Genomic DNA, 22,585 nt, shown 5'->3' on the forward strand with positions numbered 1-22,585 from the left:
CTTGCCCGCTCCAAGAGCACCTGGCTACCAGTCGTACGTCAGGCTCGACACCGCCGTCCGTCCTTGCCCGTAGTAGCAATCCAGATCGCTGGTGCACTGCGAAACGTAGGTCTTGTCGGTGAGGTTCTGCACGTTCAGCGCCAGTTTCACGCCTTTGAGTTTCAGCGGCGAGCGGCTTAGGTCGTAGCTCAGGCTGGCGTCGTAGACGCTATACGAGGGCACGCTGAAGGCGCCTTCGTAGTAGTCGCCCAGGCTTTGGCGGGCGTAGCGCACACCCAGCCCCGCGCCGAGACCGGCCAGCGGGGTGTCGCCGAGCACGGTGTAATTGACCCACATCGACGCCGTGAGCGGCGAAATGCCTGCGGGGTGGCGGCCTTGGCGACCGTCGTTGTCCTTGGTGTATTTGATGTCATTGCGCGAGGCCGACGCGATGATCTCCCAAGCGTCGCTGAGCGCTGCCTTGGCTTCCAGCTCCACGCCGCGTGAGCGCATAGCGCCGCTTTGGGTGCTGTAGGTGGTGTCCACCGGGTTGGTGGTGAGCACATTTTCCTGGTCCAGCTGATAGACCGAGACCTGCACAAAACTCTTCTGGCCGGGCGGCTGGTACTTCACGCCGACTTCGTACTGATTGCCGGTAGACGGCTCGAACGGCTTTTTATTTACGTCGGTGCCCGCCAGTGGCAGGAAGGATTCCGTGTAGCTGACAAAGGGCGCCAGGCCGTTATCGAACAAGTACACCAACCCCGCACGACCGGTGAACGCCTGGTCTTTGCTGGCAAAGCGCGTGTCGGTCAGGGGTTCTTTGTTCACCACGTTGGCCCAGTCATAGCGCCCGCCCAGGACCAACGCCCATTTATCCAACTTGATCTGGTCCTGAACGTACAGGCCGGTCTGGGTGATGGTGCGATCCCACCGATATGGCTGGCCAAAATTCAGGCGCTGCCCATAGACCGGCTTGAACAGGTCGATGATCGGCGGGTTGCGGTCATACAGGCCATGGAACAGCGAGCCGGAATGGTAGTAATCCAGGCCCAGGATCAGGGTGTGGGACAACGCGCCTGTGTCGAATTCGGCCTGAGCGATGCTGTCCACGCCAAACACTTTGTTGTTTTGCGCCCAGTCCACACCGAAGCGTTGCAGGTAGCGCTGGTCCTGCACACCGGTGGCCGGGTTGGCGACGAAACGGTAGCCGTGCAACGGCGCGGTGTAACGGTCGTCCACCTCGGCGTAGCGCGCATTTTGTTTGAGGGTCCAGGTGTCGTTCAGGCGATGGGAAACCTCGTAGCCCAGCACGTACTGCTCGCGGTTGTATTGGTTGACGCCGGGCTCGCCGATAAACACATCGCGCTTGATCTTGCCGTTGGGGTTGGCCCACAAGGTGCCGGACGCCGGCAGGCCTTGGGCTTCGGGCACACCTTTGTCTTTCTGGTACTGGGCGAACAGCGTCACATGGGTGTCGTCGTTGGGTCGCCAAGTGAAGCTGGGGGCGATGAACTGGCGTTTGTTCTCGACGTAGTTGATCTCGTCCTGCCCATCGTTGGCCAGGCCGGTCAGGCGATACAGAAATTGCCCCTGCTCATCCAGCGGACCGCTGAGGTCGATGGCCGCGCTTTTATGCTCGTAGGTGCCGGCTTCCAGCACCACTTGGTGTACCGGGGTTTCGCTGGGGCGCTTGCTGACCATATTGACGATACCGCCCGGCTGGTTTTGGCCGTACAGCACCGAAGCCGGGCCTTTGAGGACTTCAATGCGCTCCAAGGAATAGGGCTCGATTTGCAGCGCGCCGCCAGTGCTGCCACCGCCATAGGGCAGGTGCAAACCGTCGAGGTACAGGGGTGTGGGCGAGAAGCCCCGCGAGGTGGGTTCATCGAACAACTTGACCCGGTCGGCGAAGCCGCCGGCGCTCATGCCCGGCGTGTACAGCAATGCCTGGGTGACGCTCTGGGCACCGCGCGCCTTGATCTCGGCGGCAGTGATCACGTTGATAGTCTGGGGGATTTCCACCAGTGCCGAATCGGTCTTGCTGCCGGAGGCGCTGCGGGTGGCAACGATACCGTCCACCGGGCCCCAGGCGCTTTCCTCGGCTTGCTGGGCGCTGATCTGGGTAGCCCCAAGTTGCAACGTGCCGTCAGACGCGCTCGCCTGCAACGACCAACCGCCCTGGGATTGCATCGCCACCAGGCCGCTGCCCGCCAGCAACCGCTCCAGACCGGCCCCCACCGCATAACGCCCTTGCAGGCCGGCGCTGCGCTTACCTTCCGTAAGCGTGGCATCAACCGACAACAAGATGCCCGAGGCACTGGCGAAACGGTTCAACGCCTGGTCGAGACTGCCCGCCGGGATGGCGTAGGTACGCACTTCTTCAGTGGCTTCGGCGGCATAGGCCAAGGTTGGCAGCATCGGCGCGGTCGCCATCAGGCCGACAAACAGACCATGGCGCAGGGCGCGGGCCAAGGGTTGGATTGGGTGGTGCGGCATTGCAGGACTCCCCGTGAGAACGCTTCTTGATTGGCTTTCAAGAGGTATCCCGAACGGGATGGAGAAACCGACAAGCGCCAGAGAAAATATTTTCAGACACGAGCCTTGATCGTCACCCAGTAGCGGGTGACTGCCTGGACGTGCACCGGTAACGAGCGCTCCAGGGCGGCAAGGATCGCGTCGGTATCGTTCAACGGGAAAACACCGGTGAGTAACAGCCCGGACACGGCCGGATCGCACCGCAACAGGCCCGGACGATAGCGACTCAGTTGCGTGACAAATTCGCCCAGAGGCTGGCGTTCGGCGATCAGGCGATGCTCGGTCCAACTGCTGCCGTTGGCGCCCACCGCAGGTAACGCAAGGGTCTGGCGCTGATCGAACCACAGGCTGTCACCGGCGTTCATCTGCACCGCAGCGCCGTGCACCGGGGTCACGCGCACGCGGCCTTCATACAGGTCGACACGGCTGCCCGCGTCCAGTTCGCGCACGGCAAAGCGAGTGCCCAGCGCCTGCACATCGCCGGCCGCCGTTTCCACGATCAGCGGGCGCAGTGCATCGTGGCCGCTGGTCAGCAGGATCTCGCCTCGGATCAGGCGAATACGTCGCTCAGTGGCGCTGAAACGCACATCCACTGCGCTGTCGCTGTTGAGGTCCAGACGCGTACCGTCGCTGAGGGTGACGTAGCGGATCTCACCGGTCGCCGTGCGATGTTCGGCGAATGCCGCTTGCCAAGGTTCACTACGCCGCACCAGATAGCCGCTGCCGCCGACCATCAAGAGCGCGCCGAGCAGCTTGAGGGCGGCGCGGCGCTGGGTGTCCGGCGTATCGCGTAGCACCGCGCGGGCACTGTCGGCAGGAACGCCGCCGAGGGTGTGCTGCAAGTGCTGCAAACGCTGCCAGGCGCGACGGTGTTCCGCATCGGCGGCCTGCCACTGGGCAAAAGCGTGGCGTTGCTCGCCGTGCAGCTCGCCGCCCCAATGCAGCATCAACCACTCGCTGGCTTGCTCGACAATGGCCGGGGCAATGGGTGCGTCATGTTTCATTCTTCGTAGACCACCTGGTAACAGGCGACGATGGCGCGGGTCATGTATTTCTGCACCGAGCTGATGGTGACACCCAGGCGCTCGGCGATCTGCGCGTAGCTCAACCCCTCGAATTGCGATAGCAGGAAGGCCCGGCGCACGTTGTCGGGCATGCGGTCGAGCATGGCGTCGATCTGCATCAGGGTTTCAAGGATCAGTGCGCGGGTTTCCAGCGACGGCGACTCCGGCTCCGGCAGATGGGCGATGCTCTCCAGATAGGCGCGTTCGATACGCAGGCGCCGCCACTGGTCAATCACCAGATTGCGCGCGATCTGCGCCAGATAGCTGCGGCTTTCCTTGTCACCTGGAAAACGTCCGGACACCAACAGCCGCAGGAACGTGTCCTGGGCTACATCGGCGGCGTGCTCTCGATCGCCCAGGCGCTTGCGCAACCAGCCTTGCAGCCAGCCGTGATGGTCGCGGTACAGAAGATGAAGCTGTTGCTGGCCGTCAGTCGCGGTGTCCATGAAAAGCTCAGATACACTATTGAGAGCAATTATCATTACACCTTATTTCGTTACTGACAAAACTCTTTGTCGATCAGCCCCCTGCCGTTTGCAACGGATATACCGATTCCCACCCGCCCCCCAAGGCTTTGTACAACCCGACCATGGCCAGGGACACGCCGGTGGAACTCTCCACCCATTGCTCCTGGGTCGCCAGCAGCGCGCTTTGCACCGTGAGCACGTTGACGAAGTCCACCACGCCTTCGACGTATTGATGTTGCGCGGTGGTGAGGGCGATCTGGTTCTGGCGCACGGCTTCGGTCAGGCTGTCGCGGCGCAGTTGGCTGGCGTTGTAGCGGGTCAGTTGATCGTCGATTTCATGCCAGGCGCGCAAAACGGTCTGCTGGTAAGCAATCGCCGCTTCCTGCTGTTGGGCTTCGCGCAACTCGACCATGCCTTGCAAGCGTCCGCCATTGAACAGCGGCAGGCTCAGCTGTGGGCCGAAGGCAAAGGCGCGTGAGCCCCACGCACCGAAATCCGACAGTTGCATGGACTGGGAGCCGAGGCTGCCGGACAAGGTGATGCGCGGGTAGAAATCGCCCTTGGCCACGCCGATGCTGGCGGTGGCGGCGTGCAGTCGCGCCTCGGCCTGGCGGATATCGGGGCGACGCTCGGCCAATTCAGACGGCAGGCCAATGGCGACCTGGCGCTGGGTTTGCGGGACGGCAGCAGCCTTGGACAACTGTGCATGCAGGGCTTGCGGCGGCTCGCCCATCAGCAGGCTCAAAGCGTTGATCAACTGATCCTGACGCTGTTGCAGGTCGGGCAGGCGTGCTTCGATGGCGGCGACCTGGGCGGCGGCTTCGGCCACATCCAAGTCAGTCGCCACGCCGTCGGCCAGGCGCAATTGCGAGAGCTTGAGACTGTGTCGCGCCACGTCGAGGTTTTGCTCGGTGACGGCACGGATGTTCTGCACTCCGCGCAGTTGGATGTAGTCCTGGGCGGTTTCAGCCAGCACTGACAGCAGCACGGCGCGACGGTCATTCTCCGCGACTTGCAGCGTGGCGTCGGCCGCCTCGGTTTCGCGTTTGACCCGGCCCCAGAAGTCCAACTCCCAGGCGGCGGAAAACCCGGCGTCCCACTGGTTGAACGCGGCGCGGCCATTCTCGCCGGACGGGTCGTTGAGGCCCTCACCACTGTTGCGTTTGCGCTGATAGGCGCCGGTAGCGTTGACGCTCGGGTAGCGCTCGGCAGTGGTTACCTGGCGCACCGCACGGCTTTGTTGCAGACGGCTGCTGGCCAGTTTCAAGTCGAGGTTATCGCTGAGGGCGCGCCGGGTCAGGGCCGACAATTGCGCGTCGTGGAACACGTCCCACCAGCGCTCCTGCAAAGGGTCGCTGACGGCATGGCTGGCAGCCTGACGGCCTTGGGGTTCGGTCCACTGCGCGGGCTGCGCGCTGTGGGGGCGCTGGAAGTCCGGGCCGACGGTGCAGGCGCTCAGGCTGATCAGGCCGAGGGTGAGCCAGGCGAGGTGTCTCATTGCTGGGCTACCTCGCGCTGTGGCGCTACGGCTTGAGTATCGACGCTGGCTTCCACCGACATACCGACCCGCAGACGCTCGGTCAGCGGCTGATTGGGCTCAAGCACGATCTTCACCGGAATACGCTGCACGACTTTGGTGAAATTGCCGGTGGCGTTGTCCGGTTTGATCGAGGCGAAGGTCACTCCGGTGGCGGGCGCCAGGCTTTCCAAGTGGCCGTTGAGCACTTCACCGTCGAGGCTGTCGACGCGCACCTGCACGGCCTGACCGGCATGCATGTGGGACAGCTGGGTTTCCTGGAAATTGGCCACCACATACGCCTCGGCCAACGGCACCACCGCCAGCAACTTGCTTCCCGGTGTTACGTAGGCACCGACCCGTACCGCGCGCTCACCGACCATGCCATCCACTGGCGCGACAATGCGTGTGTAAGACAGCTGATAACTGGCCATTTCCAGCGCCGCTTGGGCACGTTTAAGCCCACCCTCGGCGGCATCACGCAGAGCCGTGAGGATTTCCACCTGCTTGCGCTCGGCCGCCAGCACGGCCGTGGCCTTGGCCAGGCGAGCGGTGGCCTGGTCGATGCGGGTCTTGGCTTGCTGGGCGTTCTGCACGGTGCCGGCGCCAACACCGGCCAGGTGGTTGTAGCGATTCAGTTCGTGTTCGGCGAAGGCCACTTCGGCGCGATCCGCCGCCACCGTGGCCTGAGCCTGGGCGATCACCGAGGTTTGCCGCTCCAGTGTCGCGGTGGCGTTTTTCAGTTGGGCTTGGGCCACCAGTGTGTCGGCATCGGCGGCCTGAGCGGCAGCGCGAAAATCGCGGTCGTCGATCAACGCCAGTAGTTGCCCGGCTTTGACGCGCTGGTTGTCTTCCACCAGCACCTCCTTGATAAAACCGGCCACGCGCGGCGCCACCTGTGTGAAGTCAGCGGCGATAAAGGCGTCGTTGGTGGTTTGCTGTCGGTTGCCCAACAGACCAGGGACGGCCAGGTACACCAGCACGCCGACGGCGAATACGGCGATGGCCGACACGGCAATTTTGTCTTTGCGTTTCATGGGAATTCCTTTGTGCTAGGTCGGTGCGCGCGGCGGATAGATCCGCGTGGGCATCCAGAAAATCAGCAGGATCAACGCCGCCGCCACCGCGGCCATGACGTAGTACAGATCCGAAGAAGTGAGCACCACGGCCTGCTCATGCAGACGGTGCGCCAGGCCCGGGGCATCGGCGTCGGCCAGGGGCGAATTACCGAGGCCGTCCACCAGCCTGCTCGAATGAAAATGCACCCGGCGGGTCGTCAGCACATCCAGCACACCCGTGGCGATCACGGCGGCGAGGCCTTTGACGGTGTTGAACCAGGCCGAGGCGAATGGGCCTTCCACCGGTTGGATACTGCCGGTGGAAAGCATCAACAACGGCAACACGGCCATGGGCTGTCCGAAGATTTGCAGCAGGTACAGCACATAGAAATCGTCGCGAATCCACGCCGAGGTCAGGTGCGCGCTGCCCACACAGGACAGCACCAGCATGCCCAGCCCCGCCCCCAGCACCCAGCGGCAATCGACCCAGCGCAGGTTGCACAGGGCAGCCACTAACGGCAGCGCGATCAGTTGCGGCAGCGCCATCAGCAGCATCAGCGGTGCGGTTTGCAGCGGCCGGTATCCCTGCACCTGAGCGAGAAAACTCGACGGGATGAGGATCACCGAGGTCAGCACCATCAGCACGCCCGCCAGCACGATCAAGGCAAACGCGAGGTTGCGCAGGCCCAGCATCTGCAGCTTGAAAAACGGCAGCGGCTGCGACCATTCGTTGAACAGGAACAGCACCAGCAACAGGCTACCGCCACTGAGCAGGAAGGTGATCAGGCCGGACTCGAACCAGTCCAGACGATTGCCTTGCAGCACACCGATGACCAGCATGCAGATCGCCGGGAAGCCCAGCAGCAGGCCGCGCCAGTTGAATTGCTTGAAGCGCTCCAGGCGCAACGGGTCCTGCGGTAACCCGTAGGCCACGGCGGCCATCGCCAACAGGCACGGCGCGACGATTTGCCAGAACGCCCACTGCCAGCCGACGTATTCAGTCCACAGCGCCGCCAGCGGCGTGCCCAGGCTCGGGCCGAAGGTGGCGGTAAGTGCGTAACCGGCCAGGCCGTACAGCTTGACGTTGGCCGGCAGAAAACGCAGCGCCACGGTCATCAGCATCGGCGGCAGCGCTCCACCGGCCAGGCCTTGCAGGGTGCGCAGCGCCAGCAGGCTTTGGTAGTTCGGCGCGAGCGGGCACAGCACTCCAAGCAAAGTGAACAACCCGATGGCCCACAAGGTGAAGCGCCGCAGGGAAAAGGTCACCGAGCACCAGGGTGCAAAGGCCATGGCCGACACGGAGGTGGCGGTATACGCAGCGACCAGCCAGGTGCCTTCATCAAACCCGATGGCGAGCGCGCCACGGATGTCGGCGAGGGCAATCTTGGTGACCATCTCGTTGAGACCGGACACCAGCACCGCCAGCAACACGCCGACCAGGCCGATGATGATGCGCGGACCGAATACGGGCGGGGCGATGGCGGTGGGTTGGGCTGCGGCCGCAAGGGTGGGAGCAGCGAGGGACGTCATGAACAGGTAACTCGGCGTAGGGAATACCCGAGCAGTTTAATCAGGCTAACACATGACAAAAAGTTACTTATCGGCAGCTTATAAGTGCGCCAAACGCAATCTCGAACCCGGCCAAAAACCCCAGGTGGGAGGGGGCTTGCCCCTGATGCTTTCTGACAGCCACAGTTTTTTCCATCTTCACACCGCTATCGGGGGCAAGCCCCCTCCCACATTTTGACCCTGCATGATTTAGAGGTCAGGAGGGTTGAGCTTCCAGCCAGGTGGCGTGGCAACTTTCACGCAGGGTCTCGCGCAGCCATTTGTGCGCCGGGTCGTTGTCGAAGCGCGGGTGCCAGGACTGGGCCAACACCAGTGTCGGCAAGGAGATGGGCAGCGGGAACGCGCGCAGGGGCAGCTTCAGCCGGTTGGCGCTGTAGAGCGCTTCCTTGGGCACCGGCAGAAGCAGGTCGGAGTCGGGCAGCATAAACATTGCGCCGTGAAAACCCGGTGCGATCATCGCCACGCGGCGCTCCAGGCCCTGGGCATTGAGGGCCGTATCGATCGGCCCACGGGCGATGCCGCGCCGCGAGATGCTGATGTGGGAATAGCTGGCGAAGCGGGCGGCGGTGATTTCTTCATCGAACAAGGGATGATCTTGCCGCGCCAGGCCGACAAAGGTGGTAGAGAACAGATTTTGTACTTTCACTTCAGGGCTGGCGGGCATGGTGTTGCTCACACGCAGGTCCAGTCGACCTTCGCGCAGCGCTTCGTCGTCGGTGTCGCCTTCGGGCACGAAACACAGCTCGCACAGCGGTGCGACGCGCTCCATGGTGTCGAACAGCCGCCCGCCGTACACACCGATAAAGAAGTCATTGGCTCGTACGCTGAAGCGCCGGCGCAAGGTACTCAGGTCCACTTGGTCGGCCGAGCGAAACAACAGCGCTGCCTGCTCGACCACATTGCGCACCTGCTCTTGCAACTGCAGGGCCTTGGGGGTCGGCACCAGGCCACGCCCGGCGCGCACCAGGATCGGGTCGCCCACCGCTTCACGTATGCGCGTGAGAGTACGGCTCATGGCCGCCGGGCTGAGGTTCATGCGGCGCGCGGCGCCGACCACACTGCCCTCGTCGAGCAAAGCGTCGAGGGCGACCAGTAGGTTCATATCCGGTAGTTGCATGCCAAGCACTCGTATGCGGTAAGGAGTGAACTGGGCGCAATCGTATCAGGGTGGATCTATCAGCGCTGCATGCCCCAGCGCTTGACCGTCAGCCGTTCGAAAGTATCGAACACCAGGTTCTCCACCAGCAGGCCGATGAGGATCACCACCGCCAACCCGGCGAATACTTTGTCGGTGTACAGCTCGTTGCGATTCTGAAAGATGTACCAGCCTAGCCCGCCCTTGCCGCTGGTGGCGCCGAACACCAATTCGGCAGCGATCAGCGTGCGCCAGGCAAAAGCCCAGCCGATTTTCAGGCCCGCCAGAATCGATGGCAGCGCCGCCGGGATCAGAATAAACAGCACAAAGCGGATACCTTTGAGGCCATAGTTGCGTCCGGCCATGCGCAGGGTTTCGGACACGCCCAGGAACCCTGAATAGGTATTGAGCGCCAGCGCCCACAGCACCGAATGCACCAGCACAAAGATCAGGCTGTTCTGACCCAGGCCAAACCACAGCAGCGCCAGCGGCAACAGCGCAATGGCCGGCAACGGGTTGAACATGGAGGTCAGTGTGCTGAGCAGGTCGCGACCCACCTGCGTCGACACCGCGAGTGTGGTCAGGGCGAACGCCAGTACGATACCGATCAGGTAGCCCTTGATCAGCACCACCAGCGAGATGCTGACTTTGCCGAGCAGTTCGCCGCTGAGCAAACCGTCGTAGAACGCGTGAAAGGTCTGCAGAAAACTCGGCAGCAGCAGGTCGTTGTCTTGATAGCGCGCAACGGCTTCCCAGAGGACAGCGAGCACGATCAGGATCAAGCCCTTGCGCAACCAGCCCTGTTGCCATAGGCGCTGGCGCAGCGGCAGGTCGCGTTCCACCGGCACGCTGAGTAGCGGTTCGAGGGTGATTTCGTATTCCTGGCGCATAAATGTCCCCTTAGTACGCGATGCGGATATCGGCAAAATCCAACTCGGGTTCCGCCTCAGTGGCTTCATCGAACAACAGCCGGTGGATCCGCCGCGCCGATGCCTGGAAGTCGACACCGCCAAGGCTATGCAGGTCGTATTGATGACTGTGGATTTCCGCACGCACGCGCCCTGGGTGCGGTGACAGCAACAGAATGCGATTGCCCACCACCAGCGCCTCCTCAATGGAGTGGGTGACGAACAACAAGGTGAAGCGCACTTCCTCCCAGAGCAGCAGCAGCTCTTCTTGCATCTTGCGCCGAGTCAGGGCATCGAGGGCGGCGAAGGGTTCGTCCATCAGCAGGATTTTCGGTTGCATCGCCAGCGCACGGGCAATTGCCACGCGCGCCTTCATGCCACCGGACAGGGTGTGTGGGTAGGCATCGGCAAACGCACTAAGGCCGACCTTATCGAGGTAATGCTCTGCGCGGTCTTCGGCGTCGGCGCGCTTCAAGGTTTTCGACGTCAGCAGCGGGAACATCACGTTTTGCTTGACGGTTTTCCAGGGCGGCAACTGATCGAATTCCTGGAACACCACGATACGGTCCGGGCCCGGTTGTTCGACCTTTTGCCCTAGCAGGCGAATCTCGCCTTCACTGGGTTTGATAAAGCCGGCAACGGACTTGAGCAACGTGGATTTGCCGCAGCCCGAAGGGCCGAGCAGCACGTAGCGGTCGGCCGGGTCGATCTCGAAACTGACCTGATGCGTCGCGCGCACCACGCGCTCGGCCGTGCGATATTCCAGGCTGACGTTATCCACCGCCAGTAACGGCGCGACAGGGTGCAGATTGCTGGTCGCGTGGGCTGATAACGGTGCGTTCATCTCAGCTTCCTTGCAGGGGTTTGGCGTCTTGGAAAAAGTAGTCCTGCCACGATTGCGGCTTGTGCTTAATGGCGCCGACGCGATAAAGGAATTCCGCCAGCGGGTAGGTGTTTTTCGGCGTGACGCTGAATTCGAATTGCGGGTTGTCGATGATTTTGAGCAGCTCGGCACGGTCGATCTTGGCCTTGGTCACGCGCAGGTACGTATCGGCCGCCGCTCCTTTGTCGTTCTGAGCGAACTGTGCGGCTTCGGTCAAAGCGTCGACAAACGCTTTGTAGGTCTTGGGGTTGTCGTTGCGGAATTTTTCGGTGGCGAACAGCACCGTCGGCGAGTTCGGGCCAAACAGGTCGTAGGTATTGAGCACCACATGGACATTGGGATTGGCCAGGGCCTGGTCCTGGAACGGCGGGTTGGAAAAATGCCCGGTCAACTCCGTGCCGCCGGCGATCAACGCCGCGGTGGCGTCGGGGTGCGGAACGGCGATGGTGTACTTGTCGAGGCGGTTGAAATCCTGGTCGCCCCATTGTTTGGCGGCGGCGTATTGCAGAAAGCGCGACTGCACTGACACCCCCACTGCCGGCACCGCGATACGGTCCTTGTCAGTAAAGTCGGCGATGGTCTTGACCTTGGGGTTATTGCTGACCAAGTAGTAGGGGAAGTTACCCAAGGACGCAACGGCCTTAACGTTCTGCTTGCCGTAGGTGCGATCCCAGATGGTCAACAACGGCCCGACGCCGGCTCCGGCAATGTCGATGGAGCCAGAGAGCAATGCGTCGTTGACCGCCGCGCCGCCGGACAGTTGAGTCCAGTCGACCTTGATGTCGATGCCTTCCTGCTTGCCGTATTTTTCAATCAGGTGCTGGTCGCGCACCACATTGAGCAGCAAGTAGACGATGCCGAACTGTTCGGCAATGCGAATCTCGCCCTCAGCGTGGGCCACCGCCGGCGCTGCCAGGCTGCCGGCCAGCAGGCTGATACCCAGGCCGACAGTGGCGGCCAGTCGTGCAAATGGAAGGTGTCTGGACATGGTCATGCTCCGAATCAGAAAGGCGCGTCGCCCTGGATGGTGGTGCGGAACAGCTTGCGGCGCAGATGGCTTGGGCAACCGGCGGCCAGGTGGATCAGCGAACGGTTGTCCCAGAACACCAGATCGTGAGGCTGCCATTGATGGCGGTAGAGGTTGTGCGGCAGCACGCTGTGGGCGTAGAGCTGAGCCAGCAGGTCGCGGCTTTCGTCTTCAGGCAAACCGATAATGCGAGTGGTGAAACCCTCACTGACGAACAGCGCTTTTCGGCCGTTTTCAGGGTGGGTACGCACGATGGGGTGCACCACTTCGGCGACTTGGGCCAATTGCTCGGGCGTGAGCGTAGGGCGCCAGTTGCCTTCGAATTTGGTCTCGCTGTAACGCGCGGTGTAGGAGTGCGCAGCGCTTCGGCCTTCAACAGCGTTGCGCAGATGCGCGGGCAACTGGTCCCAGGCTTTGTGCATATCCGCAAACAACGTGTCGCCGCCCTCGCAGGGGAGTTCCTGTGCGTGCAACATCGACCCCAGGCTGGGCAGTGCTTTATAGGACAGGTCCGAATGCCAGAACTTGCCGGCGTCGCCCAAGCCAATAGCCTGGCCGTTTTCGATGATGTTGGAGACGATCAGGATTTCCGGATGATTGAGCAGCAGGAACTGCTTGAGCACATGGATCTGCAGCACGCCAAAGCGACGGCTGAACGCGATGTGCTGCTCGGGTGTGATGCGCTGGTCGCGAAAGACCAGCACATGGTGATCGAGGTGCGCGCGGTGAATTCGCGCGAAATCCGTGTCGTTGATCGGGCGGGACAAGTCCAGGCCAACCACCTCGGCACCGACGCTGCCGGGCAGTGGAAGAACCTCGAATACTTGTGCATCGAGCGACGCGGGTGAAGCGGTAGAGGCGGCAGACATGGGTTCACTCCTGGCAGTCAGGAGACAAACTTTATAGGTATAAGAAATTCAATTTAAATACCGTTTACGCATAACGATATGCGTGAACGGCGCGGCAAAACGATGTAGCGCTCGCAGCGAAGCTGCTTGGACTGAGGGCGCTTCCATCCCGTTTGTAAGACGCCATAAATGCATGCTGTGAGTGCGCGGAGCGTGGTGTTGAACTACTTACAAGCCGAAACCGTGCGTGTTTGACAAGCTTATGGGCAGTCACTAGTGTGCTTTGGATCCAATTAGCCATCAGCCATTCCAATAAGGAGGGCAGCGTAACCGTGACGCAGAAGCCTACACCTTTGAACAGCATCAAGATCAGCGGTCCGATTCCCGCCCACCTTGCTCGCTCCGTCATAGAAGAAACCTTGCGCAACGCCATCCTCGATGGGCGCCTGCCCTGCGGGACCGCCATGCGTCAGCAGGAGTTGGCCAGCCTGTTCGGGGTAAGCCGCATGCCGGTGCGCGAAGCCTTGCGCCAACTCGAAGCCCAGTCACTGCTGCATGTGGTGACTCACAAGGGCGCCGTGGTCGCTCCGTTGATCGAAGACAACTCGGCCGAAACCTATGAACTGCGGATGTTGCTGGAATCCGAAGCGCTGCGCTTGTCGATTCCTTTGCTCACCGACACCGATATCGCCGAGGCTGACGCGTTGATTTGTGCGCTGGAGCAAGAAAAAGACTACACCGAGATAGGCCGCCTGAATCGCTTGTTCCATATGACCCTTTACAGCAAAGCCCCTAACCAGCGGCTGCTCAAACTGGTGGAGCACGGGTTGAACGAAGAGGAGCGTTTCCTGCGCTTCAATCTGGAAGCCATGGGGCTGGGCGAGACATCCCAGGAAGACCACCGGGAACTACTGAATCTGGTCGCACGCAAGAAAGTCCAGGAAAGCGTCCTGACCCTGCGCAATCACTTGATGCGCGGGATGGAAGTGATCAGGACTTACCTCAATGGCCCGGACGTCGCCAGTCAGAAAGGCCCGCAATAACCTTTAACATTCGCCCTGCACCTGAGCGCGGCAGGGTTGCTGCTCCAACGCGTAACGTGCGTTATTCAATAGCCACTGCCCTCCCAAAAACGCCAGCATCAGTGCCGGGTTCAAGGCGAGGGCGCGCGGCAAAGAACTTTCCCACCTATATAAATCGACTTACTGACAAAAGATATTATTTAGAAAAACATCTAACACATTTATATGCTCGCCAAATTAGTTAGCCTGACTATTATCTTCGGCATTAACCCGGCTCCTTATTCAGGGCGCGCAGCCCTTAGACAAAGGGATTGCGCCACGCCTGGCTTATATCCCCTTATCTACTTGCCGTTCAAAAAAGCCCATCGCTGTAGTCACAGTTGACGCAATAACTTATAGGCATCAAGCATGTATCAATCCTTACTTGCACAAAGAGCAGAGCGCCTTTGCGCCCACCCGTTATTCAAAGAAATAACTTCTATTCACACATTAAAAAAATTCATGGAAAGTCATGTATTCGCGGTTTGGGACTTCATGACGCTCCTCAAACGCCTCCAACAAGACCTGACCTGTACACGCTTGCCCTGGCTACCGCCTGCCGACCCGACGGCTGCTCGCCTGATCAACGAGATCGTGCTGGAGGAAGAATCCGACCAACACCCCCAAGAGGGCCAGTGCAGCCATTTCCAGCTGTATCTGGAAGCCATGAATGAAGTCGGTGCCAGCACCGCTTCAATCGAACACTTCATTGCGCTGCAACGCCAAGGCCTGGCTGCCAATACGGCGTTGCTTAGGGCTCAAGCACCGCGCGGCGCGGCCCGCTTCGTCAGCGATACGTTGCAGATCGCATTGAACGCCCCCACCCACTGCGTAGCAGCGGTGTTTCTTCATAGTCGAGAACGCGTGATCCCAGGCATGTTCGAGCAGTTGCTGCAGGCCGGCACGTTGATTCGAGAGCACGCGCCAACCTTATGTGCCTACCTCAACCGTCATATCGAGCTGGACGCTCAGGATCACGGGCCGGCAGCGCAGCGTTTACTTGAGCGTTTGACCGATGCCCATCCGACTTACCCGCAACAAGCCCACGACGCCGCTCTCGCGGCCATGCAAAGCCGGATCATGCTTTGGGATGAGGTTCGAGCCTCGCTGCTGGAGGTGCAGCCATGAATATGGCCAGTTACCCAGCCTTTGCCGACGATTGGGAGCGCCGCGCAACCATTCGCACACGTCCACGCCGCTTGCTGGAAAACGACGATAAATTGATCTTCCCCTTGTGCCGCCAGCCTTTGGTACTCAGTGCCACCTTTACCGAGCAATGCCCGCAGTGGCGCGACTTTGTGCTGGTGCAAAGTTTTTACAAGTTCATCAATGACGTTGTGATTTTCGAAACGGAAATCGTCGACAAGACTGCGCGCGCCATCGCCAAGAATCGCTTCTCGCTGCCCTTTCCCCTCGCCTGTCGCGTCGACGCGATGACCGTCGTGGTGGACGAGGACTACCACGCGCTGGTCGCTCTGGATTTCCTGCAACAGACCGTAACCATGACAGGCATCGAGCCACTTGAGCTGCCGACACACATTGAACTGAGCCTGGCCCTGCCAGCGGCGCAAGCGCAGGTGCCGGCTCACTTGCGCGACGCCGTGGAGCTGATTGGCGTGGCCATTGCCGAAAACACTGTCACTCACGAAGTAGCGGCGTTCTCCAAAGACAGCAGCGTCAAAGACTCGATCCGGGGCCTGATGGCCGACCACCTGTTCGATGAAGGGCGCCACGCGCAGTTCTGGACCTGCCTGGTGCGCAGCTACTGGCAAAGCGCAAGCCCGAACGACCGCGATGCCATTGCTCAGGCGCTGCCGACGTTCCTCTCGCATTACCTGACCAACCAACTGCAAAAGAATTTCGACCTGCACCTGATCGAGCATCTAGACGTCAGCGCGGACGTGCGCCGTGCATTGCGCGATGACATCAACGCACTGGCATTCCCCATCCATCGCCAGCACCCCTTGATGGGCAACATCCTGAGCTTTGTGCATAACAGCGGCCTGCTGCAAACGCCAAGCGTGGCGCGTGCGCTGAACGACTACATGCCGGTTAATAGGAGATTGGCATGAAGCGCCTGACCATCGGCTGGAACGGCACCAGTGCTGCTTTGCAGGCTATCAGGCAGATGCTGGAGCAATACGGCCACGCGACGGGCGAAGAAGCCGTCGATCTGTGGATTGAAGACGGTAGCCTGCCGCTGCCAAGCGATATCGACGAAGCGCCCTGTATCCGCCTGCGCCTGGGGGTGGGCGCCGCCACCGAGTACGGGCTGCCCGCATTGCAACTGCGCGCCTATGACCGCCAGAGGCATTTGCACGGGGTGCTGGAGATCGCCGACGAGCCTACGGGCAATGGCGAGCGACAGCGTAAGCAGGTGACGAACGCACTGGTGGACTGGGTCGCGTTGCAGGTCAGTGAATTCTCACGGGACCCTGCGTACGTGCCGATCAGCACCACGGCCAATGACTGGCCCGAACAGAGCCTGCTGGGGCTCGACGCGTTGGCGTTCATGCATCGATTCAATTGCACGGCAAACCCCGCATTGATGCAGGAGGCGCAAGTGCCGGTGATGGAACGGGTGCAAGCCAGCCTGCACGCCTTCGCCGAGCGCCCGGCGCTGAACATCGATGGCTATGCCGTGAGCTACCGCGACTTGCACCGCCGGGCCGCAGCGATTCAACAACGTTTGATCCGTTTGCTGGAGGCGCTAGAAGCCCCCGCGGTGGTCGGTGTTTGTCTGGATAAATCCATTGAGCTGTATGCGAGCATGCTGGCTGTCCTGGGCAGCGGCGCGGTCTACCTGCCGTTGGGTCTGGACCAGCCTGCACAACGTCATCAGCTCATGCTGGAGATTGCCGGAGCCCGGCTCTTGCTGGATGCGGGCGAACACCCTCTGCGGGAGCGCTTTACCGCACTGGATGTCAGCAGTATCGAGCCCTGCACCGCCGGCAACCCGCTCTTGCCGATGCGACAGCGTCCGTGCCTGGATGCACCGTGCATGGTGCTCTACACCTCGGGCACCACGGGTCAGCCCAAGGGGGTGTTGCTGAGCCAGGGCAACCTGGCACATTTCACCGCCTGGTGTGGGGCGTGCATGAACCTGAATGAACACGCCCGGGTCCTGCAATTTTCGCCACTGAGTTTCGACTCGTCGCTGATCGATATCGTCCCCGCCTTGATTGCCGGCGCCGAGCTGATCATCCCGAATGAAGCGCAACGGCGCGATCCGGAGCAACTGCTGACGCTGCTGCGACGGCAATGCGTCACTCACGCGTTCCTGCCACCTGCGCTGCTCAGCATCTTGCCGCTGGATCAACCGCTGGGCCTAACGCAACTGCTCACCGGCGGCGATGTGTGCGAGCCCCATGTCATCGAGCGCCTGGCTGGACAGTGTCAGTTCCACAACCTGTATGGTCCTTCCGAAGCGACTGTGCTGGTAACCCACCGCACATTCACCCCGGGTGACAGCAACCGCAATATCGGCCGCCCCATTGCTAACAGCCAGGTACTGATTCTCGACGAGCATCTGCAGCCCGTGGATGAACAGGTGATGGGCGAGTTGTACCTTGTGGGCCCTGGCGTCAGCCTGGGTTACCTGAATGCACAGGTGCAAACGGCGAGCGCGTTTGTCGATTTACCGCTGCCGGGCGGCCAGTCGTTGCGGGCTTACCGCAGCGGCGACCTGGCACAGTGGAGCGCCGATGGCATCCTGCTGCGCGGACGCCGGGACGATCAGGTAAAAATCCGTGGCTTTCGGGTCGAGCCTCGGGAGGTTGAGGAGTGTTTGCGCAACAGCCGGCTCTATCGTCAGGTGGCCGTGGCGATCGACCGCGATGACCGGATCTGCGCCTTTGTTGCCCAGCCCGATCACGGCTCGACCCTCGAAGCGCTGAAACAGCATGCACGCCAGTGGCTTCCGGATTACATGCAACCGAACGCATGGGCCGAGCTGCCTGCTCTACCTTGCTCCGACAATGGCAAAGTCGATCGGCAAGCCCTGCTTGCACAGCCGTTGCGGCTCACTATTGCAGATCGACGCCGTGTGGCACACACACCGCTTCAAGCGCGCCTGGCCAGCCTGTGGGGAGTGCTTCTAGGGCTGGATGGCGCCGAGTTATCCGTTGATGACAGCTTCTTCGATCTGGGTGGCCACTCGATCTTACTGTCGACCCTGTTACTGCGTGTACGCGAACAGTTTGGCCGCAGTTTCGCCTTGAGCCATTTCATCGAAGCACCCACCCTTCGTACCCTCGCCACGCTGATGGAGGACGGTGAGCTGCCCGACGCGTCCTCTAGCCAAGCCGTACGAGATGCGCAACGCGAATGGAGCATCAAGACGCTACCCGCCGCGTGCGCAGGCGATCCGCACAAAGTGATTGTGACCGGGGCCAACAGTTTCGTCGGCGTCCATATTGTTCAGGCGCTGTTGGCCGGCGGTGCGACTCAAGTGGCATGCCTGGTGCGCGAACGGCCCGGGCAATGCGCGACGGCACGGTTTACCCATGCGTTACGCGACTACCAGTTGGAGCATCTGGACCTGAGTCGTGTGCAGGTATTCGCTGCGGATATCAGCCAACCACGCCTGGGGTTGGCCGAGAACGCGTATGACGCACTCGCCCATGGCTTCGGTGTGCTGGTGCACAACGCCGCACAGGTCAACCATGTGATGGACTATGCGTCACTGGCCAGGGACAACGTCGACCCCGTCTTCGAATGCCTGCGCCTCTGTGAGACCCACAGTAAGAAAATCCTCAACTTTGTCTCGACGCTGTCGGCTTCCAGCAGCGTCGACACCCAAGGGCATGTGCTGGAGGCTCCGGCCTGCGCGTCGCTGCCGCTGTTCATCAAAAACGGCTACAACCTGTCCAAGTGGGTGGCCGAGCGAATGTTGGGACGAGCGGTGGAGCAAGGCGCATGGGTGAATATTCATCGCCCCGGCAACATCAGTTTCAACAGCCGCAACGGTGTTTGCCAACCGCACAAGAATCGCCTGATGTTGATGCTCAAAGGGTCGCTGCAATTAGGCCTGCTACCGCAGTTGCATTTGAATTTCGATCTGATGCCTGTGGACTTCCTGGCGCGGTTTATCGCCTTTCACAGTGCCGGTTTTAATGCCGATAGCTGCGTGTTCAATCTGCATAACCCACTTCCGTTGAGTTGGGAGCAATACCTGGACGCGTTCAGTCGCGCGGGTTACTGCTTTGAGCGAGTCAGCGTGACGCAATGGCAGCAGGCGCTGCGGGCAGTGAGCCCGGACAACGCATTGTTTGGGGTATTGGGGTTCTATCTCGATCGTCTGGACAAAGACATCGGCGATACCACGAGGATCCTGCATGGCAACGCACGCAGAGGTGTTCAAGACATGGGCGAGCAGTATCCCGAAAAAGACCAGGCACTCTTGGACAAGGGCTGTTACTACCTCAAAACCATAGGCTTCCTTTGAACCGTTTCAGGACAACTTCATGAAAGCGCTGCAACCCGATACGTTAATTCGCAACCCAAACGGCGTGCCGATCGTGGCCGGTGTCATAGTCAACTGCGAAGCCGCTCGTGTATGGGATCTGGTGGGGCGATTTTCCAACTTTGATGCCTTTATCCCTGCACTGTCGCGCATTGAAATGATTGGCGCGGGCGTGGGCGCTTTGCGTACAAAAATTTTCCAGGACGGCAACTGTGCGGTCGAACAACTCAACAGTCGAGATGACGACGCCATGCACATGACATGGACCACGATCTACAACACCTTGGGCGTGGCCAGACTGTGGGCAGCGATTAATGTGCAGGCACTTGGCGCCCAGAGCGCCAAGGTCACCTGGACGATCATCGCGGAACCCGAAGACACAACGCGCAAGGGGTTCGAAGCGTTCGTGCAGGACTTTGCCGACAGCGCCCTGAACAACGTACGCAAATTACTCGACAAGCCGTAGGAGCGAGTTGGCGCGCTCCTACGGCTTGCCCCGGCGAGTCAGATCTTGAAGCTGTCGACCAATTGCTTCAGACGATTGGCCTGCTGTGACAGTGCATCGCAATCCCTCAGGGTTTCGTTGAGGTTTTCCACACCTTGCTGGTTCAGCAGATTGATCTGGTTGATGTCCACGTTGAGCGTCTCCACCACGGCGGTCTGCTCTTCGGTGGCCGCCGCGACGGACTGGTTCATGCCGTCGATTTCAACAATACGCTGCGTCACACTGACCAGGCGCTCGCCGGCCTGGTTAGCGACCTCAACACTTTCCTCACTGGAAACCTGACTGGCATTCATAGTCGTCACCGCTTCACGCGAGCCCACTTGAAGCGAAGTGATCATTTTATGGATCTCTTCGGCGGACTCCTGGGTTCGGTGAGCCAGGTTGCGAACCTCATCGGCCACCACAGCAAACCCACGGCCAGCCTCACCGGCCCGCGCAGCTTCGATCGCAGCGTTAAGGGCAAGCAAGTTGGTTTGCTGGGAAATGCCTTTGATCACATCAAGAATGTGACCAATGTTGTCGGTGCTGGCATTCAGGGTTTCGATCTGCGTGCACGATAGGCTGATCTTCTGAGACAACTCCGACATGGCCAGGATGGTCTGTTCGACCACTTTGCGCCCATCGTCGGCCTGCTCGCTGGCACCACTGGCATGCTGGGACGCATCAGCAGCGTTCCGCGCGATTTCCTGAGTCGCAGCCCCCAATTCATTAATCGCCGCGGCGACGCTGTTGGTGCGTGCGCTCTGCTCGTCGGAGCCGATGATCGAGGCATTGGACGACGCCATCACGCGCTGGGAAAGGTCATGCACCTGACGTGTGGCCGAAGACACTTCGGAAATCGACGCATGAATACGTTCCACGAACCGGTTGAACGCGCTGCCAACTTCACCGAACTCATCCTTGCTGGTGACAGCCAAGCGACGTGTTAGATCGCCTTCACCTTGAGCGATATCCTGCATGGCAACGCCCATGGTGGTCAGGGGGCGCAGCAATACTTGAATCAACAGACTCAACAGCACGGCAATCGCAACTACCGCGATTAGCATGGCGATTAACGCAGATGTGCGGAATTTACCTAGCGGGGCGTAGGCCTTGTCTTTATCGATCGACAGACCAATGTACCAATCCGCGCCTGGCAGCCCGGTGATGGGGGTGAATGAAAGAATGCGATCCTGGCCATTGAGTACAACGTCCTGATTAATCTTCTCGATACGGACGCTGGTGCCTGGGTAGATGTCCTTTAGGTTCTTCATCACTTGGTCTTCGTCAGGGCTAACGATAACCTGGCCGTCACCGCTGACCAGGAACGCATGGCCAATACCGCCGAAGTCCACCGAGTTGATGATTTTTACCAAGGTTTGCAGGCTCAGGTCACCACCGACCACGCCGAGCAATTCACCGTTCTTTTTAACCGGCATGGCAATAGTGACAATCTGCCCGCCCACTGCGGCCATATAGGGCGGCGTAAGCATGGGTTTATCGGCGGCCACGGCTTGCTTGTACCAAGGGCGCTGACGCGGATCGTAGCCGTCAGGCATTTTGGCGTCAGGACGCTGGGTGAAAACGCCGTTGGTTTGACCGACATAGGTGAACTGGAAATTTGAGGTCAATGCGGGTTGATCCACCAAACCTGGCAGATCCGCGGCAGCGCCTTGATGGGCAATGTTCTGCGTGAGACTTTCAAGTACCAGTATTCGGCCACTGAGCCAGTTCTGCACACTGCTGGCGGTCAGCTCACCGGATTGCTGGATAGACGACTCCAGGTTCTGCTTGATCGTGCTCCGTTGCAGATAATCGTTGTAAAGCGTGAATAATGCGAAGGCTAGGACCACGACGCCTGACGCAGCTAACAGAATTTTATGGCTGAACTTGAGATTCATTTCGTCGACTTCTTTTGCCAAAGGGGGATGAGCGTGCCGAACGGAACATTCCATGTAACGGTATAGCCGGCTTCTCGGGCCGCTCTATTTCTGTGCACGCATGGCTCATCAGGCTTTCGGCCAAACGGAGTGAAATCTTAAGGTTTTGTGGGAAACATCCTCTTTTTGAGTGTTAAACCGACAGGCGGTAAATCCGAACTACCTAAAATCATTAAAGCAGCCTATGACACCCTTCAATGGCGAATTTTTGATTTGACGCCTATTAATTCCCTATAAACGACAAAACCCCTGCCTGCGTTAGCAGACAGGGGTTTTGGAATTTAATCTTGACGATGACCTACTCTCACATGGGGAAACCCCACACTACCATCGGCGATGCATCGTTTCACTGCTGAGTTCGGGATGGGATCAGGTGGTTCCAATGCTCTATGGTCGTCAAGAAATTCTGTGTACCAGATCGACGTTGAGCATCGTTCCGGTGAAATTTCATGGACTTCTACATAAACAAAACCCCAACTGCTTTCGCAATTGGGGTTTCGGAATTTAATCTTGACGATGACCTACTCTCACATGGGGAAACCCCACACTACCATCGGCGATGCATCGTTTCACTTCTGAGTTCGGGATGGGATCAGGTGGTTCCAATGCTCTATGGTCGTCAAGAAATTCGGGTACTGACTCGT

Annotated in this window: 18 protein-coding genes and 2 rRNA genes; 5 read left to right on the plus strand and 15 right to left on the minus strand. The window is 60.2% G+C overall.

Annotated elements, in window-relative coordinates; genetic code table 11:
• Window positions 1–24: 24 nt before the first annotated feature.
• From K1567_RS15385 to K1567_RS15435, 11 genes are all read right to left on the minus strand, one after another.
• The gene (locus tag K1567_RS15385) at window positions 25–2,478 is read right to left on the minus strand and encodes a TonB-dependent siderophore receptor (protein ID WP_169869036.1); all 2,454 of its coding nucleotides are present in this window, start codon (window positions 2,476–2,478) and stop codon (window positions 25–27) included.
• A 92-nt stretch (window positions 2,479–2,570) separates the two neighbouring features.
• Window positions 2,571–3,521: a FecR domain-containing protein gene (locus K1567_RS15390; RefSeq protein WP_169869037.1), complete on the minus strand. Its 951-nt coding sequence runs from the start codon at window positions 3,519–3,521 to the stop codon at window positions 2,571–2,573.
• Window positions 3,518–4,027 (minus strand): sigma-70 family RNA polymerase sigma factor, encoded by a 510-nt coding sequence (locus K1567_RS15395; RefSeq protein ID WP_034095247.1) that lies wholly within the window; start codon window positions 4,025–4,027, stop codon window positions 3,518–3,520. The genes K1567_RS15390 and K1567_RS15395 overlap by 4 nt, the downstream gene beginning before the upstream one ends.
• 73 nt (window positions 4,028–4,100) lie before the next feature.
• Window positions 4,101–5,546: an efflux transporter outer membrane subunit gene (locus K1567_RS15400; protein WP_169869038.1), complete on the minus strand. Its 1,446-nt coding sequence runs from the start codon at window positions 5,544–5,546 to the stop codon at window positions 4,101–4,103.
• A complete protein-coding gene (locus K1567_RS15405) occupies window positions 5,543–6,601 on the minus strand; it encodes an HlyD family secretion protein (protein ID WP_169869039.1) in 1,059 nt (352 codons plus the stop codon). The genes K1567_RS15400 and K1567_RS15405 overlap by 4 nt, the downstream gene beginning before the upstream one ends.
• 15 nt (window positions 6,602–6,616) lie before the next feature.
• Entirely contained in the window at window positions 6,617–8,152 is a 1,536-nt protein-coding gene (locus K1567_RS15410) for an MFS transporter (protein WP_034111202.1), read from the minus strand.
• A gap of 235 nt (window positions 8,153–8,387) precedes the next feature.
• Window positions 8,388–9,308, minus strand: coding sequence for a LysR family transcriptional regulator (locus K1567_RS15415; RefSeq protein WP_034095243.1), 921 nt, complete (start codon window positions 9,306–9,308; stop codon window positions 8,388–8,390).
• A gap of 59 nt (window positions 9,309–9,367) precedes the next feature.
• Window positions 9,368–10,216 carry an ABC transporter permease gene (locus K1567_RS15420; protein WP_034111198.1) on the minus strand — a complete coding sequence of 283 codons (849 nt, stop codon included), beginning with the start codon at window positions 10,214–10,216 and terminating at the stop codon, window positions 9,368–9,370.
• A gap of 10 nt (window positions 10,217–10,226) precedes the next feature.
• On the minus strand, window positions 10,227–11,078 hold the full coding sequence (locus K1567_RS15425; RefSeq protein WP_034111196.1) for an ABC transporter ATP-binding protein: 852 nt from the start codon (window positions 11,076–11,078) through the stop codon (window positions 10,227–10,229).
• Window position 11,079: 1 nt separating this feature from the next.
• Window positions 11,080–12,105, minus strand: coding sequence for an ABC transporter substrate-binding protein (locus tag K1567_RS15430; RefSeq protein WP_034111194.1), 1,026 nt, complete (start codon window positions 12,103–12,105; stop codon window positions 11,080–11,082).
• A 14-nt stretch (window positions 12,106–12,119) separates the two neighbouring features.
• On the minus strand, window positions 12,120–13,013 hold the full coding sequence (locus K1567_RS15435) for a TauD/TfdA family dioxygenase (protein WP_034111192.1): 894 nt from the start codon (window positions 13,011–13,013) through the stop codon (window positions 12,120–12,122).
• Window positions 13,014–13,324: 311 nt separating this feature from the next.
• Between K1567_RS15435 and K1567_RS15440 the strand changes: the two genes are divergently transcribed.
• A complete protein-coding gene (locus tag K1567_RS15440) occupies window positions 13,325–14,035 on the plus strand; it encodes a GntR family transcriptional regulator (protein ID WP_034095238.1) in 711 nt (236 codons plus the stop codon).
• Between the two features lie 3 nt (window positions 14,036–14,038).
• On the opposite strand, the gene K1567_RS27565 is transcribed toward K1567_RS15440, so the two are convergent.
• A complete protein-coding gene (locus tag K1567_RS27565) occupies window positions 14,039–14,167 on the minus strand; it encodes a hypothetical protein (protein WP_256589193.1) in 129 nt (42 codons plus the stop codon).
• Between the two features lie 255 nt (window positions 14,168–14,422).
• Between K1567_RS27565 and K1567_RS15445 the strand changes: the two genes are divergently transcribed.
• Genes K1567_RS15445 through K1567_RS15460 form a run of 4 tightly spaced genes read left to right on the plus strand, consistent with a single transcriptional unit; the run spans window position 14,423 to window position 19,983 of the window.
• Complete coding sequence (locus K1567_RS15445; RefSeq protein ID WP_047882981.1) at window positions 14,423–15,181, plus strand: DUF3050 domain-containing protein; 759 nt, start codon at window positions 14,423–14,425, stop codon at window positions 15,179–15,181.
• The gene (locus tag K1567_RS15450; protein ID WP_220698625.1) at window positions 15,178–16,125 is read left to right on the plus strand and encodes a diiron oxygenase; all 948 of its coding nucleotides are present in this window, start codon (window positions 15,178–15,180) and stop codon (window positions 16,123–16,125) included. Before K1567_RS15445 ends, K1567_RS15450 begins: the two co-directional genes overlap by 4 nt.
• Window positions 16,122–19,499, plus strand: coding sequence for an amino acid adenylation domain-containing protein (locus K1567_RS15455; protein ID WP_169869041.1), 3,378 nt, complete (start codon window positions 16,122–16,124; stop codon window positions 19,497–19,499). The genes K1567_RS15450 and K1567_RS15455 overlap by 4 nt, the downstream gene beginning before the upstream one ends.
• A gap of 19 nt (window positions 19,500–19,518) precedes the next feature.
• Complete coding sequence (locus K1567_RS15460) at window positions 19,519–19,983, plus strand: SRPBCC family protein (protein WP_034095234.1); 465 nt, start codon at window positions 19,519–19,521, stop codon at window positions 19,981–19,983.
• Between the two features lie 38 nt (window positions 19,984–20,021).
• Here K1567_RS15460 and K1567_RS15465 read toward each other — a convergent pair whose 3' ends face one another.
• From K1567_RS15465 to rrf (K1567_RS15475), 3 genes are all read right to left on the minus strand, one after another.
• Window positions 20,022–21,902 (minus strand): methyl-accepting chemotaxis protein, encoded by a 1,881-nt coding sequence (locus tag K1567_RS15465; RefSeq protein WP_034095233.1) that lies wholly within the window; start codon window positions 21,900–21,902, stop codon window positions 20,022–20,024.
• 324 nt (window positions 21,903–22,226) lie between these two features.
• Window positions 22,227–22,342 (minus strand): 5S ribosomal RNA (rrf, locus tag K1567_RS15470).
• 107 nt (window positions 22,343–22,449) lie between these two features.
• Window positions 22,450–22,565, minus strand: a 5S ribosomal RNA gene (gene rrf, locus K1567_RS15475).
• Window positions 22,566–22,585 lie beyond the last annotated feature (20 nt).

Origin of the sequence: Pseudomonas sp. S5F11, from assembly GCF_019641515.1 — a bacterium.
Taxonomy (GTDB): domain Bacteria; phylum Pseudomonadota; class Gammaproteobacteria; order Pseudomonadales; family Pseudomonadaceae; genus Aquipseudomonas; species Aquipseudomonas rhodesiae.

Bases quoted from the DNA above. Each gene is read 5' to 3' on its own strand.
- K1567_RS15405 (WP_169869039.1), bottom strand. From the start codon at position 6,601: ATGAAACGCAAAGACAAAATTGCCGTGTCGGCCATCGCCGTATTCGCC.
- K1567_RS15415 (WP_034095243.1), bottom strand. From the start codon at position 9,308: ATGCAACTACCGGATATGAACCTACTGGTCGCCCTCGACGCTTTGCTC.
- K1567_RS15430 (WP_034111194.1), bottom strand. From the start codon at position 12,105: ATGTCCAGACACCTTCCATTTGCACGACTGGCCGCCACTGTCGGCCTG.
- K1567_RS15410 (WP_034111202.1), bottom strand. From the start codon at position 8,152: ATGACGTCCCTCGCTGCTCCCACCCTTGCGGCCGCAGCCCAACCCACC.
- K1567_RS15395 (WP_034095247.1), bottom strand. From the start codon at position 4,027: ATGGACACCGCGACTGACGGCCAGCAACAGCTTCATCTTCTGTACCGC.
- K1567_RS15460 (WP_034095234.1), top strand. From the start codon at position 19,519: ATGAAAGCGCTGCAACCCGATACGTTAATTCGCAACCCAAACGGCGTG.
- K1567_RS15435 (WP_034111192.1), bottom strand. From the start codon at position 13,013: ATGTCTGCCGCCTCTACCGCTTCACCCGCGTCGCTCGATGCACAAGTA.
- K1567_RS15455 (WP_169869041.1), top strand. From the start codon at position 16,122: ATGAAGCGCCTGACCATCGGCTGGAACGGCACCAGTGCTGCTTTGCAG.
- K1567_RS15450 (WP_220698625.1), top strand. From the start codon at position 15,178: ATGAATATGGCCAGTTACCCAGCCTTTGCCGACGATTGGGAGCGCCGC.
- K1567_RS15390 (WP_169869037.1), bottom strand. From the start codon at position 3,521: ATGAAACATGACGCACCCATTGCCCCGGCCATTGTCGAGCAAGCCAGC.
- K1567_RS15420 (WP_034111198.1), bottom strand. From the start codon at position 10,216: ATGCGCCAGGAATACGAAATCACCCTCGAACCGCTACTCAGCGTGCCG.
- K1567_RS15445 (WP_047882981.1), top strand. From the start codon at position 14,423: ATGTATCAATCCTTACTTGCACAAAGAGCAGAGCGCCTTTGCGCCCAC.
- K1567_RS15385 (WP_169869036.1), bottom strand. From the start codon at position 2,478: ATGCCGCACCACCCAATCCAACCCTTGGCCCGCGCCCTGCGCCATGGT.
- K1567_RS15400 (WP_169869038.1), bottom strand. From the start codon at position 5,546: ATGAGACACCTCGCCTGGCTCACCCTCGGCCTGATCAGCCTGAGCGCC.
- K1567_RS15465 (WP_034095233.1), bottom strand. From the start codon at position 21,902: ATGAATCTCAAGTTCAGCCATAAAATTCTGTTAGCTGCGTCAGGCGTC.
- K1567_RS15425 (WP_034111196.1), bottom strand. From the start codon at position 11,078: ATGAACGCACCGTTATCAGCCCACGCGACCAGCAATCTGCACCCTGTC.